15 protein-coding genes are annotated in these 17,741 nt (G+C 57.0%); 5 read left to right on the top strand and 10 right to left on the bottom strand.

Annotated features, from left to right (window positions below; genetic code table 11):
• Positions 1–2: 2 nt before the first annotated feature.
• The 3 genes from CU100_RS19725 to ampC form a co-directional block, all read right to left on the bottom strand.
• A complete protein-coding gene (locus tag CU100_RS19725) occupies positions 3–2,024 on the bottom strand; it encodes an alpha-1,4-glucan--maltose-1-phosphate maltosyltransferase (protein ID WP_245419137.1) in 2,022 nt (673 codons plus the stop codon).
• An 81-nt stretch (positions 2,025–2,105) separates the two neighbouring features.
• Positions 2,106–2,642 carry a sigma-70 family RNA polymerase sigma factor gene (locus CU100_RS19720; RefSeq protein WP_106718296.1) on the bottom strand — a complete coding sequence of 179 codons (537 nt, stop codon included), beginning with the start codon at positions 2,640–2,642 and terminating at the stop codon, positions 2,106–2,108.
• Between the two features lie 219 nt (positions 2,643–2,861).
• Entirely contained in the window at positions 2,862–4,037 is a 1,176-nt protein-coding gene (ampC, locus tag CU100_RS19715; RefSeq protein WP_106718295.1) for a class C beta-lactamase, read from the bottom strand.
• 112 nt (positions 4,038–4,149) lie between these two features.
• Between ampC and CU100_RS19710 the strand changes: the two genes are divergently transcribed.
• Together CU100_RS19710 and CU100_RS19700 are read left to right on the top strand one after the other, a co-directional pair.
• On the top strand, positions 4,150–5,034 hold the full coding sequence (locus tag CU100_RS19710; RefSeq protein WP_106718294.1) for a LysR family transcriptional regulator: 885 nt from the start codon (positions 4,150–4,152) through the stop codon (positions 5,032–5,034).
• A 452-nt stretch (positions 5,035–5,486) separates the two neighbouring features.
• Positions 5,487–5,666 carry a hypothetical protein gene (locus CU100_RS19700; RefSeq protein ID WP_106718292.1) on the top strand — a complete coding sequence of 60 codons (180 nt, stop codon included), beginning with the start codon at positions 5,487–5,489 and terminating at the stop codon, positions 5,664–5,666.
• A gap of 69 nt (positions 5,667–5,735) precedes the next feature.
• On the opposite strand, the gene CU100_RS19695 is transcribed toward CU100_RS19700, so the two are convergent.
• From CU100_RS19695 to CU100_RS19670, 6 genes are all read right to left on the bottom strand, one after another.
• Positions 5,736–6,248 carry a DUF2231 domain-containing protein gene (locus CU100_RS19695; protein WP_106718291.1) on the bottom strand — a complete coding sequence of 171 codons (513 nt, stop codon included), beginning with the start codon at positions 6,246–6,248 and terminating at the stop codon, positions 5,736–5,738.
• Between the two features lie 181 nt (positions 6,249–6,429).
• Complete coding sequence (locus tag CU100_RS27750) at positions 6,430–6,750, bottom strand: GCG_CRPN prefix-to-repeats domain-containing protein (protein WP_407070356.1); 321 nt, start codon at positions 6,748–6,750, stop codon at positions 6,430–6,432.
• A 97-nt stretch (positions 6,751–6,847) separates the two neighbouring features.
• Positions 6,848–8,620 carry an SLC13 family permease gene (locus CU100_RS19690; protein ID WP_106718290.1) on the bottom strand — a complete coding sequence of 591 codons (1,773 nt, stop codon included), beginning with the start codon at positions 8,618–8,620 and terminating at the stop codon, positions 6,848–6,850.
• Positions 8,621–8,669: 49 nt separating this feature from the next.
• The gene (locus CU100_RS19685; protein ID WP_106718289.1) at positions 8,670–9,662 is read right to left on the bottom strand and encodes a TIGR03885 family FMN-dependent LLM class oxidoreductase; all 993 of its coding nucleotides are present in this window, start codon (positions 9,660–9,662) and stop codon (positions 8,670–8,672) included.
• Positions 9,659–11,302 carry an alpha-amylase family protein gene (locus CU100_RS19680; protein ID WP_106718288.1) on the bottom strand — a complete coding sequence of 548 codons (1,644 nt, stop codon included), beginning with the start codon at positions 11,300–11,302 and terminating at the stop codon, positions 9,659–9,661. Before CU100_RS19680 ends, CU100_RS19685 begins: the two co-directional genes overlap by 4 nt.
• A 524-nt stretch (positions 11,303–11,826) precedes the next feature.
• The gene (locus CU100_RS19670; protein ID WP_106718287.1) at positions 11,827–13,578 is read right to left on the bottom strand and encodes a hypothetical protein; all 1,752 of its coding nucleotides are present in this window, start codon (positions 13,576–13,578) and stop codon (positions 11,827–11,829) included.
• A 141-nt stretch (positions 13,579–13,719) separates the two neighbouring features.
• Between CU100_RS19670 and CU100_RS19665 the strand changes: the two genes are divergently transcribed.
• The 3 genes from CU100_RS19665 to CU100_RS19655 are packed head-to-tail and all read left to right on the top strand — an operon-like array spanning position 13,720 to position 16,424.
• Complete coding sequence (locus tag CU100_RS19665) at positions 13,720–14,823, top strand: inositol-3-phosphate synthase (protein ID WP_106718286.1); 1,104 nt, start codon at positions 13,720–13,722, stop codon at positions 14,821–14,823.
• Positions 14,820–15,431: a histidine phosphatase family protein gene (locus CU100_RS19660; protein WP_106718285.1), complete on the top strand. Its 612-nt coding sequence runs from the start codon at positions 14,820–14,822 to the stop codon at positions 15,429–15,431. The genes CU100_RS19665 and CU100_RS19660 overlap by 4 nt, the downstream gene beginning before the upstream one ends.
• An 18-nt stretch (positions 15,432–15,449) precedes the next feature.
• Positions 15,450–16,424 carry a glycosyl hydrolase gene (locus CU100_RS19655; protein WP_245419136.1) on the top strand — a complete coding sequence of 325 codons (975 nt, stop codon included), beginning with the start codon at positions 15,450–15,452 and terminating at the stop codon, positions 16,422–16,424.
• On the opposite strand, the gene CU100_RS19650 is transcribed toward CU100_RS19655, so the two are convergent.
• Positions 16,398–17,699, bottom strand: coding sequence for a Coenzyme F420 hydrogenase/dehydrogenase, beta subunit C-terminal domain (locus CU100_RS19650; protein WP_106718659.1), 1,302 nt, complete (start codon positions 17,697–17,699; stop codon positions 16,398–16,400). The two genes, CU100_RS19655 and CU100_RS19650, sit on opposite strands and share 27 nt — an antisense overlap.
• Positions 17,700–17,741: the final 42 nt, after the last annotated feature.

The raw sequence follows: 17,741 nt of genomic DNA, 5'->3' as shown, positions 1-17,741 counted from the left end.
GGTCAGCGACCTGAGCCCGGTGGGAAAAGCCGCCAGATGGCATAGGGAAGAACGTTCGGATCGAGACGCAGGGTGTGAACCTTGCCGTGCCAGGTAAAGCGGTTTCCGTGAACAAGGTCTTCCACTTCGACAGAGGCATCGTCGGGAAGATCGAACTCCCACAGCGGTACCTCGAACTGAAATTCCTGGGCACTGTTGGGGTCGAGGTTTACGTGGAACAGGAGGAAACTGTCTCTCGCACCGTCGATCTTGCCGTAGTACAGAATGTTATCATTCCAGGCATTATAAAACTTCAAACTTGTATAGGAGCGTAATGCCGGATGCTCGCGCCGAAGCCGATTGATCCGACTAATGTCTTCGCTGATATTCCCAGGCCCGTCGAGCTTCCATTCTCGCAACTGGTACTTTTCCGAGTTGAGATATTCCTCCTTACCGGGAACAGCTGCTGCCTCGCAGATTTCAAATCCATTATAGATGCCGTAGCTGCCTGCAAGTGTTGCCGCGAGTATGAGACGAACCTGAAAGCCCGGCCTGCCGCTCCCCTGCAGATAAAATGGATTTATATCCGGCGTATTGGCAAAGAAGTTGGGGCGCATGAAGTGCTTCGCTTCACCTTGCGTGAGTTGCGTCAGATATTCCTGCAATTCATGTTTTTCGTTCCGCCAGGTGAAGTAGCTGTAGGATTGCGTGAAACCGAGCTTGGCGAGGCGGGCCATGATCTTTGGCCGAGTGAAGGCTTCGGCAAGGAATATCACCGCTGGATCGACCCTGCGTGCTTCGGCAATGAGCCATTCCCAAAAAGGAAATGGTTTCGTATGCGGGTTGTCGACGCGGAATATCTTCACGCCTCGCGCTATCCAGAACAGCACGACGTCCAGGAGAGCCGCCCACACCTCTTCCTTGCCGCTACCATAAAACTCCACATTGACGATATCCTCGTATTTCTTGGGAGGATTCTCGGCAAACTTTATGCTGCCGTCGGGACGTCGATTGAACCATTCGGGGTGATCTTTCACCCAAGGATGATCGGGAGAACATTGGATGGCGAAATCCAATGCAATTTCCAGGCCCTCGTCGTACGCAGCCCTGACGAGCCGCTCGAAGTCCTCGATCGTCCCGAGTTCCGGATGTATGGCATCGTGTCCACCTGCCTCCGCGCCAATGGCATAGGGGCTACCCGGATCTCCAGGGCTTGCTATCAGACTGTTGTTTGGCCCCTTGCGGTTCGTTGTGCCAATGGGGTGGATCGGTGGAAAATATAGCACGTCAAATCCGAGCTGCTTCACATAAGGCAGCCTTTGAATGACATCCTCGAACGTTCCGTGCCTTCCCGGGATCGTGGATTGGGACCGGGGAAAAAGTTCGTACCAGGCTCCGAAACCTGCCAGTGAACGATCGACGATGACCTCTAATTCTCTGTCGTAGCGGCTCAGATTGGATTTAATTCCGGTGCGAGCCATCTCATCGAGCAGCTGCCCCGATAGCAGTATCGCGAGTTTCTCTTCATCATTCGAGGCGGCCGCCAAGCGCTTCGAATATTCGTCTAGCTTCGAACGCGTTCCCCGCTTCAAGGCTGCGAGCGCCGATTGAACGAGATCGTGCCCTTCGACTATCTCAACCGTAACGTCCTGCGCCGCCTCTATTTTCTTGCGGATTTCCTTCGACCAGCTTGCAAACAGATCCCTCCACGCAACGATGGTGTATTTGTAGAGGCCAAGGTCAGCGAGCTGTACTCGAGTTTCCCACCTGTCGTTGTCAACAAGGCGCATTGGATATTCAACCGATTTGCCTCCTCGGTCGAGCACGAGCGCGGCCTGAAGGACATCATGACCATCGCTGAAAATATCCGCCTCAACGACGAAGTCCTCCGTTTGGATGGCTTTGGCGGGAAACCTGCCCGCATTGATTTCGGGCGTGACGTTTTCGATCGCTATCCTCGCCGCGGACATGTCGGGAAGACGGAAGGCGCGCCCGCGTGTTACGGAGGAGGAGGGATAGAGCTCATTCGACTTTTGGAATTTCACCGCAATGACATCTCCGGCTGGAGAGCCTTCAACCCCGGTCCGGGGGCAAAGTTCCTCGCTTTGCTCGTTTTTTGTCTCTGCTCATATTTTTTCGACGATGGAGCTTCGAGTTTCATTGCCGAGCGTCAGCAGGAGCTGCGCTTTGCCTCTGCTAATGCGACTCTTGATCGTTCCTATAGCGCAGCCGCAAATCTCCGAAGCCTCCGCATAGGATACACCGGACACGCATACCAGCATGATCGCCTCCCGGTTTTCCGGCTCAAGCTGGTGCAGCGCTGCTTCCAGTTCTTTTGCACGAAGAACCCATTCCTGGCTTGGCTCACGCGGAATTTCACTTTCGGCAACATCAGCCTTCATTCCCGCCGGTTCCCGCCTGCGGCGCTTGATCGCCGTGTAGAAAGTATTGCGCATAATGGTGAACATCCAGGACTTGAGGCTTGTGCCGGGTGTGAACGTATGCAAGCCGCCAAGCGCCCGGCCCAATGTCTCCTGTACCAGATCGTCCGCCTCATCCGGGTTGGGGTAGAAACCGCGGGCAAACGACCTCAGCGCGGGCAGCAAGGCCACGAATTGGCTGCGAATATCGTCCGTATTGTCAACATCTTGGCTAATGCTCAAGAAAACTCTCCCTTCGGAAAGTTCAATGATTATTTTTGATGAGGGTTCCCTTATGTCTTGAAACTGTCCACTACGAGACACTGGCTTGATTGAATACTATCGGGCGGAACGCAACTGCGTGCCTGACTTGTTCGTCGCCTGCAAAGCCACAGGCGACAAGATTAGAGGCGATGGATATTGGGGGCCGGAGGTCACCTATACGACTATACGTCAAGCGCTTCAGTCTTGATTCGCACCGGCCAGGCGTTCCAATAGTTGATGGACGATCCTCACTCGTTCCTCATTAGGATAATACCTGTTCGCCAGGATCACAAAGCCCATTTGCTCTTCAGGAATGAAAGCAACGTAGGCGCCAAACCCGTTGGTCGATCCCGTCTTGTTGATAAGCACGTCATCTCGTGGGGGTAGCGGCGGCTGTATCTGCTCCACGGCAGGCGACGACCTGGAAGTCGTCTGGGAATTACCTTCGAGCAATGTGGCAAGTTTTGCCGGATAATCATATTGTTCCCAAACGAGATCCTGGGTCATCGCGCCAACTCTGAAATAGCCGGCATGCGTATTTGTTATGGCGACACCAAGCTTTTTATCCAACGGTACGAGGCTCATGTTGGCCTTGAGGAATTGTACAAGATCTCTAGCCGTGGTGCGGACGCCGTATGCCTCTGCAGACAGGACCGCATTGCTCATACGTACCGGCCGGCCATCCTTGGTGTATCCTTGGGCGTAGTCCGCCATCCTCTCGTTTGGCACGTTGACATAGCTGCTGCTCATATCGAGCGGCCCGAACAGTTTCTGCTCAACCAGGGTCGAGAAGTCCTCTCGCATCGATCGGGCGGCTATATAGCCGAGCATACCGATACTGGGATTGGCATAGGTCCGGTGCGTTCCTGGACGAAAAGCCGGCTGCCATTGTCTGAAATAGTCCAGCATCTGCTTTTCGTTTTTGACATGATCCGGAAATTGTAGCGGAAATCCGCCCGGGGTGTGTGTCGCCAGATGCACGAGGTCGACAGCACCAAAGGGAGAGCCACGCAGAACCGGGACATATTTTTCGGTGGCATCCGTCAACGAAAGATCGCCGTTGACTTCGGCGTAGGAAGCAAGGGTTGCCGTGAAGGTCTTGCTGATTGAGCCTATCTCGAACAACGTTCTATCGGTTATCGGCCTCGAACCGTCCATAGTGACACTACCATGGTTGAAAACGAACGATTTACCTCGAATGATGATACCCACCGCCATGCCTGGAATGTCGTACTGTTTCATCACGGGCCGTACTGCCTCATTGACCCAGCCCTCAACCCGGCTTCGCGAAATTTCCGCCGCCTGGACTGTGTTTAATGCGGCTGCCGAAAGAAGAACGGCGACCAGCGCGGGTGCGAAACATTTCAAGCTCATCTACTTTTCCTTCCAACGTATTCTGCAGGGACTTGAGCCATAAGGGAGCTGTCGTCGGCTCACAAACAATGATATCTGCAAGCTCACATTAGAAATTCTTGGGGCTGACTGGGTGCGACCGTTTCTTCCTCTTAACGGGCTTCGGGCATTCGAGGCATCGGCAAGACATCTAAGTTTTACTCGAGCGGCCATCGAGCTGTTCGTCACCCAGGCGGCTGTAAGCCAGCAGGTCAAGAGCCTGGAAACGAGACTCGGCGTAAAGCTCTTTCATCGCCTGCCGCGAGGGCTCATGTTGACAGCAGAAGGCGAAGCGCTGCTGCCTACGGTTTCGCATTCTTTTGATCAGCTAGCGGATACGTTGGGGAGGGTTGAAGGCGGACAGCTTCGAGAATTGCTCTTTGTCGGCGCAGTCGGCACCTTCGCCATCGGCTGGTTGCTACCGCGGCTGGCAGACTTTCATCAGCAGTTTCCCTATGTCGACATTCGGCTGTCGACAAACAACAACCGCGTCGATCTTGCCGCTGAAGGCCTCGATTTTGCCATCCGGTTCGGCAACGGAGCATGGCACGCCACGGATACAACCCGGCTTTTCGAGGCGCCGTTATCGCCACTCTGTGCCCCAGGGCTGGCCGAAACGCTGCGTGATCCAGCGGACCTTGCGCATTGCACGCTCCTGAGAAGCTACCGATCGGACGAATGGCCGAAGTGGTTTGCGGCTGCCGGAATTCCGCTGCCGCCACAGGCCAACAAAGCCGTCGTCTTCGATTCCTCGCTTGCAATGGTCGAGGCTGCTCTGCAAGGGATCGGCGTCGCATTGGCTCCGCCGTCGATGTTTTCAAGACATCTCGCGTCGGGAGCCCTCGAGCAACCCTTTCCGGTGACAATCTCGCTCGGCAGCTATTGGTTGACGCGCCTTCAGTCGCGCCCGCTAACTCCCGCCATGCTCGCGTTCTCCACTTGGATCAGCGCCGCTGCCACGCGAATGGAACCACAATGATGGGATGAGTAATTCGGCTTGTCAGCCACAAGGACGTCGCCCCCGGGGGCCCCAGGCTGCTTTGACAACTCAGGCTCCAATTATTGAGACGTCCCCCCGGGAGCGTTGTTGGTCGGCGCCGCAGGTTGCGGCTGATCCCCGCCCTTCTCCATAGTTGCGCTATTATCAGAAGCTTCTCCGAATATTTCTGCAGCACCCCAGGCTATTCCCGCCAAGATCAACCCGATGACCAATACCCAAAGCACCGGAGCTCCGCGGCGACCCTGTCGCGCTTCTGAGGCAGTTTCTCGTACTTGACGCTTCGGATTGTCCTGGTTCATGTCGCATTCCTCCTGTGAGAGGTTGAACCGCTCGCATCGAATTTCGTTCCGAATAAATGGCACAGCGCGCCCTACATCAGTTGAAACAATCAACCGGTTGCGGAGTTCGTATGCTAACCAGGAGGAAGACAAATGGACGACGACCGGTCGAATGACAGCACGAAAGAACAGGAAAACACGGACAGGGTAGCCTCGATCGGCGCCACAGCTGTGCCAAATGGTCCTGCGACGCCCGTCGAGGTCCCCAAAGCCAAAAGGAAACGGCGCATGTTCCAGAATGGCGATACGGATCGATCCGACGCGGATGATTGACTGATACCATGAACTCCGCCACTTCCCCGATGAACAGGCGCTGTTTCCCCACGTCGAAGTGCTAATGCATCAAGGTATTGCCGTTCGCCTGCTCGGGACTTGTTCAGTATTTTCTTTTGTAGCCTCAGGATGCATGCCGACGCGGTGGCGGTAGACGAGATCGCCGCCCTTCCACCCTGTGTAGAGGAGAAGCAGGACAACGACTGCCGACAGGGCGAAGCCCCAGGGCAGCACTGCTTCACTTGAGCCTTGGCTCAAACGCAGGGCGAAATTTCCTAATGACAGCAACACCGCAACGATGTTCCCGATCATGTGCTGCCAAGCCGTAGTTAAGGCGCGAATAGCCGGATTGCCGAAGAAATCCGCCAGTCCTGCGACCGCGGCCGCAAGAGAAAACACAAGTGCACTTCCGATAGCCCAAACGGACGCATCAGCCCAAAATGCTTCCGCTAAAATCCAATAAGCGAGGTCACATAAAAAAGCTGCAACAAGAAACGCGATAGGAAATGGGATGAGCATCGGGTGTATTGGATGTCCTCCGATCTTGGCCGTCGTCGCCAAGCCCAAAAGTTCACGTGCCATTGTCATTGCCTCCAGCCTGAAAACGTCGAAACAATCATTCGGATTGTTTGTTCCGGGAGGCCGGTCGCGGTTGAGCCGGCGCGGATAACGGCTCTCACTGCCGGAGGGCGATGCTCGGACCCTCTATCGATCTGTTTCGCAACGCTGGCGCCTCTGAGGGCGCCAGCTCAAGAATACACCGCTAATTGGGTACGCAAAACCCGCGCCGCGTTAAGTGAAAACCGCGTGGGCACACTCGATATGCCGGACGGTTCCGGACACAGTCGCCGAAGCGGTTCATGTGCCTGCCAGGGCCACAACGCATGACTCTTCGATTGGGTACGCAACGCCCCCAACGGTTCATATGCCATCCGCGACCGCAGCGCCAACCAACTTGCTCAACTGAACCCGACACTTCCGGTGAGCCTCCCACAAGCATTATCGGGGACGACCAGGCGGGGGTGCCGAAAGAAACCAATCCGCCCAGAAGCACAAGTGCAGAAAGTCCTGATTTTAGCGACATTTGACATACCTCCTTTCAACATGCCCCCGTTTACGAGAAAATAATTCCTCAATATGAATGGCGAATGAACGGGTCTCGATGATGCCGCGCTTGCAGCTTATTTCAGTGGCCAGAAGAGCATCAGTGCCGGTACTGCGGTAAGCACTATGATCACCGATAGAGGCAAGCCCAGGCGCGGATAATCGCTGAACCTGTAGCCACCCGGTCCCATCACCAGCGTATTGCATTGATGCCCTATCGGCGTCAGGAAATCACAGCCGGCGCCGATCGCGACCGCCATCAGAAACGCCTCGGGCCGGAAGCCAAGCGTGCTCGCAAAGCTTGTGGCAATCGGTGCCATGACCAGAACGGTCGCGGCATTGTTCAGAAAAGGCGTAACTGCCATCGCTGCCATCAGTATCAAGCCTAACGCGCCGAAGGGCGGCAACTGGTGCGCTATATGGGTGAGCCACTGCGCGATCAGATCGGTGCCGCCTGTCGCCCTCAAGGCGTCGCTGACAGGAATGAGCGTCGCCAGCATGATCAGTATCGGGCCATCGATCGCCGTATAAACTTCGCCGAGAGGAATGGCGCGAAATACGACCATCGCAACTGCACCTGCAAAGAATGCGATGGATACGGGAAGCAAGCCGAATGCGGTCGTTCCGATGGCTGCAATCAAGATGAACAATGGAATGAGCCCACGCCTGACGCTGCCCAGCATGATCGTGCGTTTCGCCAGGGGCAGGCAGCCAAACTCGCGCAGCAGTGTCGGCAACACATTGCTTTGTCCTTGCAGCACAATGACATCGCCGAACCGGAACCTGATTTCGCCGAGGCGCTCCTTTATCCTTTCGCCATGGCGGCTGACGGCAAGCAGGTTGACATTGTAGCGATCGAACATTGCAAGGCGTTGTGCCGACGTATCGATCAATGGCGAACGTTGGCCGATGACCGCTTCTATGGATTCGATTTCAGATGACCGCTCCTTGTCCAACGGCGAGCGATCGCTTGACAGCTTCAGCTTTCCGCTGGTCACGATGGCGTCGAGCGCATGAGGATTGCCTTCAAGTACCAGAACGTCTCCTTCGGCGAGCACGGAATCGGGTAGCGGCGTAACGCGGTGATCGGCCCGAACGATCGATGTCACCATCGCCCCGCCTTCTGCAGGCTTGACGAGATCTGTCACCGTCTTGCCGACTGCCGCCGAACCCTTCGCTACCGCAGCCTCCGAGACATAATTGCGTATTTCTATCGCTTCGTCGGTCGAGGCTGTTTCCCGCGTCCTCTCCGGTACCAGCCGGTAGAACACGACGAGATAGATGATGCCTACGACAGCGAGCGTTGCGCCGACCGGGGTGAAATCGAACATCGAAAAGCGCTCGCCAACCATCTCTGCGCGCACACGCGAAACCACGATGTTCGGCGAAGTGCCAACCTGGGTCATGAGTCCGCCTATCAGGGCTCCAAAAGCCATGGGCATGAGAAACACCGACGCCGAAACATTGGAGCGACGGGCGAACTGGAAGGCAACGGGGATCATGATAGCGAGCGCGCCGATATTCTTCACAAACGCCGACAAAAGCGTCACAACGATCACGAGCACGGCAAGTTGCCCCCTTACGGAGGACAATTGCGGCACGAAGCGCTGTACCGCTGCCTCCACAAGGCCGGAACGCGCCACCCCCGCACTGACGACGAGCGCGCTGCCGACGATAATAACGATCTCATCGCTGAACCCGCTGAAAGCGACGCTGAAAGGAACCACTCCGAGAGCGATGGCCATCAGCAGCGAACACATCGCCACCACATCGTAGCGGATGCGCCCCCACACAAATGCAGCCATCATCAGGCCGATCACCGTGAAAGCCAATATCTGTTGTGTTGTCATGGGCCTCCGTCTCAGTGCGAATCCCGGCTTGAACAACGTCGAGCAACGATCAAGTTGACTTGCCGCACTCGAGCGCATCGAACTTCGGGAGGACCTGCCGTCCGAAAGCCTCGATAAATTCCCGCTGGTTGCGGCCGACATTATGGACGTAGATCTGCTCGAAACCCATGGCCGCATCGGCTCTAAGCCACTCGACATGCTGAGATATGTCGGAAGAGATGCGCACATGCTGATCCATATCCTCCGGCCGCACCTTGGCACATGCCTGATCGAATTCCTCGGGTAGACGCAGGGTTTCCGAAACCGCTGCCGTCACCGCGTTACTCCGCCACTGATCGAAGGCATTCGCCCGCGCCTCTTCCTCGGAAGAGGCATAAGACACATGCGCCTGCAGGTAGAGCGGCTTGCCCTGGCCACCTCCACGTCTGAAGGCCTCCACGATCTCCTTGAGTTTCTCCGGAGTTTGGTTGACTGTAATCAGCGCGTCGGCCCAGCTTCCCGCCCATCTTGCTGTCTCCGGCGACAAGGCCCCCGCGACAAGGCGGGGTAGTTCCCCGGGAAGGGTGTAAATGCGCGCCTCGTCGACCTTGATAGATTCGTCGCGGCTGACCAGCTTACCCGACCACAAATCGCGGATGGTTTCCACGGCTGCCTGAAGCCGTTCATTCCGCTCCCGCTTTGAGGGCCAGCGCTCGCCGGTAACGTGTTCATTCATGGCCTGCCCGCTGCCAACCGCCATCCACGGGAACCGGCGGGGAAACATCTCGGCGATTGTTGCGGCTGCCTGGGCTGTCACCACCGGGTGATAGCGCCATCCCGACGGAACCGTGATAATCCCGAACGGAATGGCTTGGGTAACCTGCAACGCCGCACCCAGCCAGGCCCAGGCAAATCCTGACTGGCCCTGTCGCTCGCTCCAGGGAGTCAGATGATCAGAGGACATTACCGCTCCGAAGCCTGCTGCCTCCGCGGCCTGGACATAGGACAGGAGTTCGCTCGGCGAAAATTGTTCATGGGAGGCGTGGTAACCAACAAGCGTCATGATCCATTGCCCTGCGAAATCAGCCAGCGATAGGCATATGGTTCCAATACCAGGCGCGGCTTTTTGGCGATGTCGTGTTCGACCTCGTTCAAAAGGTCGCGGAAGCGCTTAGGCTGCATTCCGCCGAAATCGATCTCTGTCTCGATTTTTCGTCCAGACAGGTTGTGTACGAGCAAAAGAAGGTCGCCTGCATCTTCGAAACCATGCACCAGAACTGCGGGATCGCCTGCGCTCAGTCTCACCGGTCGCCCCTTTGTAAAGATCGGCTGCATGCGGCGCATGCGAATAAACCGTTTAACCCTGTTCAAGAGGGAGTCGGCATCCTTTTGCTGATCTGCGACGTTCACCCTTTCAAAGGAAAACGGCCCCTCGGTGATGACTGGCTGACACAGCTTTCCGGCGTTTGCGCTGGAAAACCCACCGTTCTTCTCGGTCGACCATTGCATCGGAACCCGCACGGAGTTTCGCCCGGGTTGTGAGAGGTCCTCGCCGATCCCAATCTCGTCTCCGTACACGATCATCGGCGGTCCCCTCAGGGAGAACACGATGCTGAGGGCCAATTCGATCCGGCGCCGATCTCCATTCAACATGGGTGCGACACGACGTCGAACTCCGCGTCCGAAGACCTGCATGTCCTCCTTCGGCGCAAAGACCTCAAACACCGCTTGCTTCAAGTCCGGCGGTACCCTTGAGAAGTCGAGTTCGTCCAGATTGCGGAGAAAATTCACCCACCCGCAGCCCGGCGGAGGCTCGGGAAGGAGGCTCAGGCCCTGGTTGATGATGTCAGCGTTCTCTTTCGCCAAGCCAGCGAAGACATAGCAAGCCAGCATGAAGTTGAGAAGGAGCTGAAGTTGATCACCCTCGCCAAAGAAAGCATCGGAGTCTTCGGGCGGCAGATTAACTTCCCCGAGAATGACGCCGCCTGGCCGGCGGCTCTGCAGGTAGGCACCTATTTGCCGGAGAATGCCATGCGGGTCGCGGGGGTTGGCATGTTCCAGCCCCTTGTTTGCGATGATCAGCGGGGCCGCATCCAACCGGAAGCCGCTGACACCAAATGCAATCCAGTAGTCCACGATCCGCAGCACTTCTTCGCGAACGTCGGGATTTGCGGCATTCAGCTCCGGCTGAAAATCATAGAAGTGATGAAAATAGTAGGCGCGGGCAACCTCGTCATATGTCCAGAGACTATCGACTTCGCCTGGAAAGATCGATTTCGCGCCCGCCGCGACGGGGGGAGGATCGCTGGTCCAGATGTAGTAGTCGCGATACCGCGTCTGGTCGTCCCGCCGCGCTGCCTGAAACCAGGGGTGCTGGTCGGACGTGTGATTGACGACCAGATCGATTATCACCCGTATGCCGTGTTCTCCAGCGCTGTGCAGAAATTTCAGGAAGTCGTCGAGCGTGCCGACCTTTGGATTGATGGAATAAAAATCGCTGACATCATAGCCATTGTCGCGGTCGGGGCTGCGGTAGAAGGGCAGAAGCCAGATGCAAGTGATGCCGAGTTCTGACAGATAGGTCAGCTTCTCCGTGAGCCCGACGAAGTCCCCGATGCCATCGCCATTTCCATCGGCAAACTTCTCGACATCAATGCTGTAAATCACGGCCTCTTCGTACCAGGTGCTGCTCCTGTTCGGCACTCCTGATTGTCTCCTGTGATTTCCTTCCAAGGAATGGCTAAACGGACGTGTCACCAGCAAGTTCCCGCGAGGGCGAAAAACCGGGTGACCCTAAGTTCGATCAAAACTGTGCCCAGCAGTTCTTTCATCAGGGGAATACCTGGGACCTATCGCCGGAATTTTCATTTCTCCGGGAACAGACGCCCGTCAAAACAGTTCGATCGCAAATCCGAGCAGCCGGCAAAGGAACACATGCCGCGGACGTCTCAAATGGGAATGCAAAATTTATGGCAAGATGACGAAGATCTCTTGCTGCACGATTGCCTGCCTGGATGGATTGCACGATCCTTGTCGATGAGTGGGATCGATCGAATGAGCCAGCTTTCGGGCAAAAAGAATGCCGAGCTCCTGAAGCTCCCTGGAGTTGGACCCCGATCCGTCAAGCTGATCCGGTCGGCAATCAGGAAGTTCAGCCGCACCAGAAAACACAGTTCTGTGGCGCATTCGCGGGAATGATCCATCCAGAGCTCATTGTCCCTGATGAGTCAGTCGAGCCGATCCGAGAATTGTCGCAACCGCGTCAGGTACCGCTTGATAGTGCCTTCGATGCGCGGTCTTTCGGCGCCATCGGCTATTGCACTTGCCTGCGACCACAGCCCAATCTGAAACCCGAGATAACAGGCCTCGAATACATCGAGTACATGATCGCGCAAATCACAGTCCACCTCCTGTGCGATGAGTTCAGCAAGGCGTTGCCGTTCCCCGCTCGAAAGGTCGAATTCGACGCAGGCGCCAGCGACGTCCCAGGCGACATCCTGGCAACCGACCAGATCATGGGCGCTACTGTGATCGAGCGCGTCGGTCTTGAGCAAATTCTGATCCCCCGTAATCAGCCATTCCCAGGGATGCAGCCGATTATCCGTATCGACCCTGTGCAAGTTCCGGCAAAGCCGATCGGGCGAGCCAATCAGCGGACGAAGCTTTTCCGCTGACTTGGCGCCAACCGCTTTTTCAACGTTGAATACAGCCATGTCGCACAACATCTGGATCGATGCACCCCCGCCGGGTGCCGGAAGATGGCGCGCTCGAAAGCTCAGGTATCTGCCAAGATGATCTACCATCTTGCGTTTGCGCACATTCACACTGTCCAGACTGGCACCATCGGCCCATCTTTCCACGATGAAACCGTAACAGGCGCCGGCAATCTTCGGACTGAACCCGGCTTCAGCAAGTAGAGAGCCTCTTTGCGCCTTGTGCGCACTTTCATGCAGACCCGCAAACTTCACATGCCACGCACCACCTTCTGCCTGCATCAGGAACTTGCGTTTTTCCATCTGGCTATAGCTCGGGGGCCAGAGTGAGGGATCACTATACCGAACGGAACGCCATGCTCCGCCGGATAAGTCGCGACGCGACCAATTCGCACTTCCAACAAGATCGGTTACCCATGTTTGGAGGCGATGCTCGTGAGACGGGGAATTGAGAATGGCGTCGTCGAACCCGACCACGTGACGTGGCCTTTGTTTCCAGCGCATCCGGTGCGGCGCACTTGCATGGGGTCCAGGATCGCAGGCGTGGCTTGGGAAGAAATGAATTCGATTGGGGGCCACCCCGTTGGCCTCCAGCCAGTCTGCAACACTGCCAAAGGAACTCCCCGACAACCCCGGCCCCTCATCGACGACGGCGAAATCGGCGCGGGGATTGGCGAGTATGCACCGCGAGAGCTTCGATGTGAGCCGCACGCATCGCTCGTAGGGATTTCCGACCGGCCGGAGCGAGTACGCGGGCCGAGCCCCGATTGTTGCACAGACGAGAGCTGCAAGTCCGAGACCGATACTTCTTATCCCGATAACGATCGCTTCAGGCGTCAATTTCGACTTTGATGCCGCTTCGATGTAGGTTTCGGGATAAAGCGCGTAAAAAGCGTAGCCCTCTCCCCGCTTCATCCGCACGGGTTCGCCGCTATCCAGATGCCTCAATGTGGTGCGCCAGTTCTCTGGCAGCGGCAATAATCCGTCAAACCCGTTCCGCCATGATTGCAGTATGGCCTGGGCCTGCCCGAGCAGGAGCTTGGCGCCCGCATCCTGAATCATGGACACGTCGTCAGCGCCTGTCTTATCGAACTCCCGATCGGCAAGACCTTGAACGAGTTCCCCAGTCGCAATGAACGCTCTGACCAAAGTTTCATGGCGCTCACGACCCGGCTCCAGCTCGCTGCAAGCCATCATCAATCTGGCGATCGATGCGCGTGTCGCTGCAGGCTTTTCAAAGCGCTCGACATCGCCGTAGACCAGCATCGGCCGTCCTCTCCGTTGAACAGCACCGAACAATTGAAAAGCAAGAGCGATCCATCAAAGAGCAAGAAAAAGAGAGTTGCCTGGAACTTTGGCCGCTTACCGTTGTTGCTTTGTAGATGCTAGAAGCCGCTGGAGGGAACTATGCGTTCGAAATCCATTCGCGTTGGATTGGTGGGAGTGGGCAACTGCGCCTCGTCATTGGTCCAGGGGCTCACCTACTATCGTAACGTCCAAGATAACGAGCCGGTTCCAGGCCTCATGCATATCGACCTTGGCGGATACCACGTGCGTGATATCGAGATATCCGCTGCTTTCGACGTCGCCGCTGCAAAGGTCGGGCATGATGTGGCAGAGGCCATCTATGCCGAACCGAACAACACACACCGGTTTGCCGACGTCACTCCGATTGGCGTCGAAGTGAAGCGCGGCAGAACGCTGGACGGGATAGGAAAGTATCTCCTCGACCGGATTGAGGAATCACCGGAGCCAGTGGCCGATGTCGCCGACATCCTGAGGCAGAGCCGGACGGATGTTCTCGTCTCGTACTTGCCAGTCGGCTCCGAAGAAGCGACCAAATGGTACGCTGAACAGGCGCTGGCGGCAGGCTGTGCCTTTATCAATTGCATTCCGGTATTCATTGCTTCCAAGTCGGAGTGGCAGCAGAAGTTTGCCGCCCGCAACCTGCCGATCATCGGCGATGACATAAAAAGTCAGGTGGGCGCGACAATCATCCACAGAATGCTTGTCAATCTCTTTTGCGAACGCGGGGTCCGAGTGGACCGCACGTATCAACTCAATTTCGGAGGCAATACCGATTTCCTCAATATGCTGGAACGCGAGCGCCTCGAGTCGAAGAAGATCTCCAAAACTCAATCCGTCACCAGCCAGTTGGATGTTCCGCTTCCCGCAGATGATGTGCATGTCGGCCCGAGCGACCATGTTCCATGGCTGGCGGACCGAAAATGGGCTTATATCAGGCTTGAAGGCACCACCTTCGGCGGCGTACCCCTCAATGCCGAACTCAAGCTTGAAGTATGGGACTCCCCCAATTCCGCCGGCGTCGTGATCGACGCAATCCGCTGCGCAAGGCTTGCCCTTGATCGCGGCGTGGGCGGAGTGCTTACGGGACCATCGAGTTACTTCATGAAATCGCCGCCGCGGCAGTTCACCGATCATGAGGCACGCCACCGAACGCAGCTTTTCATCGATGACCAAGAGGAGATGCTGCACGGAGCAGCGGAATGACGGTAACGTTTTTCCTGGTACGCCATGCCGCCCACAACAATGTCGGGAGCTTTCTGGCGGGGCGGGCGACCGGGATCACTCTTGGCGAAGCCGGGCGCGCGCAAGCCCGGGCGCTTGCGGAACGGATGCAGCGTGAGAACGTCGACGCGGTTTTCACTAGCCCGCGCGAACGCACACGCGAAACCGCACACGCGATCACGTCGCTTTCTCGCCTTCAGGAGCCGAAAGTTGCCGACGAACTGGATGAGGTCGACTTTGGCGAATGGTCGGGAAAATCGTTTGCAGTCCTCGAGGCCGACCCCTTGTGGCGTCGATGGAATTCCATCCGCAGCCTCGCACGTACGCCGGGGGGCGAGACGATGCTCGACGTTCAGAGCCGGGTTGTGCGCCTTGTCGAGGGCTTGGCAAGTGGCAACAGCGGCCGGCGCTTGGCATTGGTAACTCACAGCGACGTCATCAAGGCGGCCGTCAGCCATGTCCTCGGTTTACCTATTGACGCCTGGCCACGGTTTGAGATCGCGCCCGCCTCCGTCACGACATTCGTCATCGGAGACTGGGGTGCAAAATTGATGACACTCAACGAAATGATCTTTGAACCCACAAGCTGATCCTGACGGGAAAACAAAATGATCGAAGCTGCCATGATATGGAATGAGCCGAATAACAAGTCGCACTGGGATCCGGAGATCGATCCCGAGTGGAGCCAATTTGCGCAGATGGCAATCCTCGCCGCTGACGCCATTGCAGCAAAAAACCCCGCATTGACCAAAGTGCTCGGCGGCATATCCCCGATCGACCCTTCCTTTATGACGCGGATGAAGGATTATGGCGTGCTCGACCGTCTTGACGCAGTCGCCGTGCATGGCTTCCCTCTTGACTGGAATCTCTGGAAAATTCACGAGTGGCCCGAGAAGATCAACGAGATCCGCAATGTCACCGATCTGCCCATCTGGGTCAGTGAAGTAGGTGTGTCCACCTTCGGAGCGGAAGAAGTCCAGCTATGGGGCTTGAAACGGACTGCCGAACTGCTGAAGGGCAAAGTCGAACGGTTCCAGTGGTACAGCCTCTACGACCTTCCACAATCGTGGGAGGCCACGACCCGCCATAGGGAAGCGGAGGGCTCCTCCTACTACAGGCATTACCACATGGGCCTCTTGCGTGAGGACGGGACACCCAAACCGGCACTCGAAGAGTTCGCCAAGCACACACCCGAACTGGGGCTCGTTCAATGGTTCCATTTCGAAGACCCTCGTTTGGATGAAGCTGTCGGCTGGATGAAGCGGCTCGGAGTTACGTCCGTGCGCACCGGATTATCATGGGCCGACAGGTTCAGGCCAAATGCGCTCGACTGGTTCGACCGGCAGATGCGGGCTCTGGAAGACTTCAATGTGACCGCTACATTCTGCTTCACGCCCGAACACCGAGGCGTGGCGCCACACCACACCAGTCCACCGCTTGTGCCCGAAGAATTCGCCCAGTTCTGCGAGGAAATGGTCGAGCGCTACGCACCGCGACAGGTCGGCAGATACGAACCGCTACCCGTCAGTTCGACGTCTCGAGCACCGAGACTTGAATCACGTGCCGCCTTCGGAACCGGTTAGGCAGAGCCGACGGGCTAACCTGCCGACCAGTCCCCGCCCGTAAGCTACCCCCTGGTAAAACGCCAGGGCAGCAGAAGCCCACGAGATGTAAAGCTTGGGGCGATGAAGGAGACGGGCGGCCAGGAAAACCCGGTGACTCCAGAAGCTGATCCCATAGCGGATGATATATATCAGCCTGCGTTGTGCAGTCAGGTCGTGGCTGCCGGCACGGACTCTCTTGCGGGGGCGTATGCCGAGGCGGGGCCAGGTCAGCCGGAAAGCCAGGCCTTCCCGGCGCTGGCGGAACCCGGCTGCCTGTGTGGCGACGACGAAATCGGCATCGACAGGGTCAAGTGCGATCCGCTTCGCATCCAATGCCGCATGAAGAATATCGAGAAGCGCTTGAGACCGCACGATGATGACGTTGGTTCCCCTTCCATCAGAAGAATACGGCTCTTTCCACGCATCGCCAAAGGCGATATCGGCCGTTTCTGCAACGACGTCGTCACAGAAATTGCAGGCGGAGTTCTGAAAGAACCCTGCCCCCCAATCCCCGTCGGCCAGATGCCACCAATCCTTGGCGCGGGTTTTGCCGTTGGTGAGCGTCAGTTGGGCCCGATACCAATTCGCCGGCCGCTCGGGTGCCTTCATTCGATAGTCGAACCGCTCTACCTGTTCGATGACTTCTCCCATCTGCCACGCAAAGCTCTCGGCCATGCGCGCGCTCTTCATGTGACCGCAAAACAATCCAAGGGTAAAGGCAATCCGCTCCCTCACGACAGGCTCCCGCATACAAGCCAGACGTACTGCCTTGATGAAGCAGGGAATGCCGACAACCGCATATCGGCCGGGCGTCTCACGTATTATTTGAAGCACGTCGGAAAGCTCGACAGGATAATACCGGGACTTTGCCCCCGCCCTGAGGTCGGACATATTGCGCGACAGTGAGTAGCGAAAGAGGCGTCCTTCCGTTTGCGGATCATTGCTCTCCTTCACATGAGCGACGCCATCTACGAGCCCAAGGCGGAGCAACTCCGCCGCCACCCAGGTGACCATGCCCCCGGAACTGCCGCTCAGCCGATAATCGTCTTCCTCGACATGCCCGACGAAGGTACCCGTGTAACCACCAAGAAGCTGGTGGCGATGTTTTGTAAATGGAAGGTATTCGGCCGCGAGATCATTTTCGTCCAGAGCAAAAGGGGAAAACGGACAAATTTCGGAAAATCCCGAATTGCGGTCGCGCAGCCAGCGTGCCGGTCCTATCGGCCTCAACTGGCCATACCGGTCAAGCTCCATACGCACGTCAGGAGGCGCCGTCGCATCGACGCAGGCACCGCA

This window comes from Phyllobacterium endophyticum (assembly GCF_003010935.1).
GTDB lineage: Bacteria > Pseudomonadota > Alphaproteobacteria > Rhizobiales > Rhizobiaceae > Phyllobacterium > Phyllobacterium endophyticum.
This window is presented reverse-complemented; position numbering and strand designations above follow the sequence as displayed.

Coding starts and splice junctions, on each gene's coding strand:
- ampC (WP_106718295.1), bottom strand. CDS start 4,037: ATGAGCTTGAAATGTTTCGCACCCGCGCTGGTCGCCGTTCTTCTTTCG.
- CU100_RS19700 (WP_106718292.1), top strand. CDS start 5,487: ATGGACGACGACCGGTCGAATGACAGCACGAAAGAACAGGAAAACACG.
- CU100_RS19695 (WP_106718291.1), bottom strand. CDS start 6,248: ATGGCACGTGAACTTTTGGGCTTGGCGACGACGGCCAAGATCGGAGGA.
- CU100_RS27750 (WP_407070356.1), bottom strand. CDS start 6,750: ATGTCGCTAAAATCAGGACTTTCTGCACTTGTGCTTCTGGGCGGATTG.
- CU100_RS19690 (WP_106718290.1), bottom strand. CDS start 8,620: ATGACAACACAACAGATATTGGCTTTCACGGTGATCGGCCTGATGATG.
- CU100_RS19685 (WP_106718289.1), bottom strand. CDS start 9,662: ATGACGCTTGTTGGTTACCACGCCTCCCATGAACAATTTTCGCCGAGC.
- CU100_RS19670 (WP_106718287.1), bottom strand. CDS start 13,578: ATGCTGGTCTACGGCGATGTCGAGCGCTTTGAAAAGCCTGCAGCGACA.
- CU100_RS19665 (WP_106718286.1), top strand. CDS start 13,720: ATGCGTTCGAAATCCATTCGCGTTGGATTGGTGGGAGTGGGCAACTGC.
- CU100_RS19660 (WP_106718285.1), top strand. CDS start 14,820: ATGACGGTAACGTTTTTCCTGGTACGCCATGCCGCCCACAACAATGTC.
- CU100_RS19655 (WP_245419136.1), top strand. CDS start 15,450: ATGATCGAAGCTGCCATGATATGGAATGAGCCGAATAACAAGTCGCAC.
- CU100_RS19650 (WP_106718659.1), bottom strand. CDS start 17,699: ATGGAGCTTGACCGGTATGGCCAGTTGAGGCCGATAGGACCGGCACGC.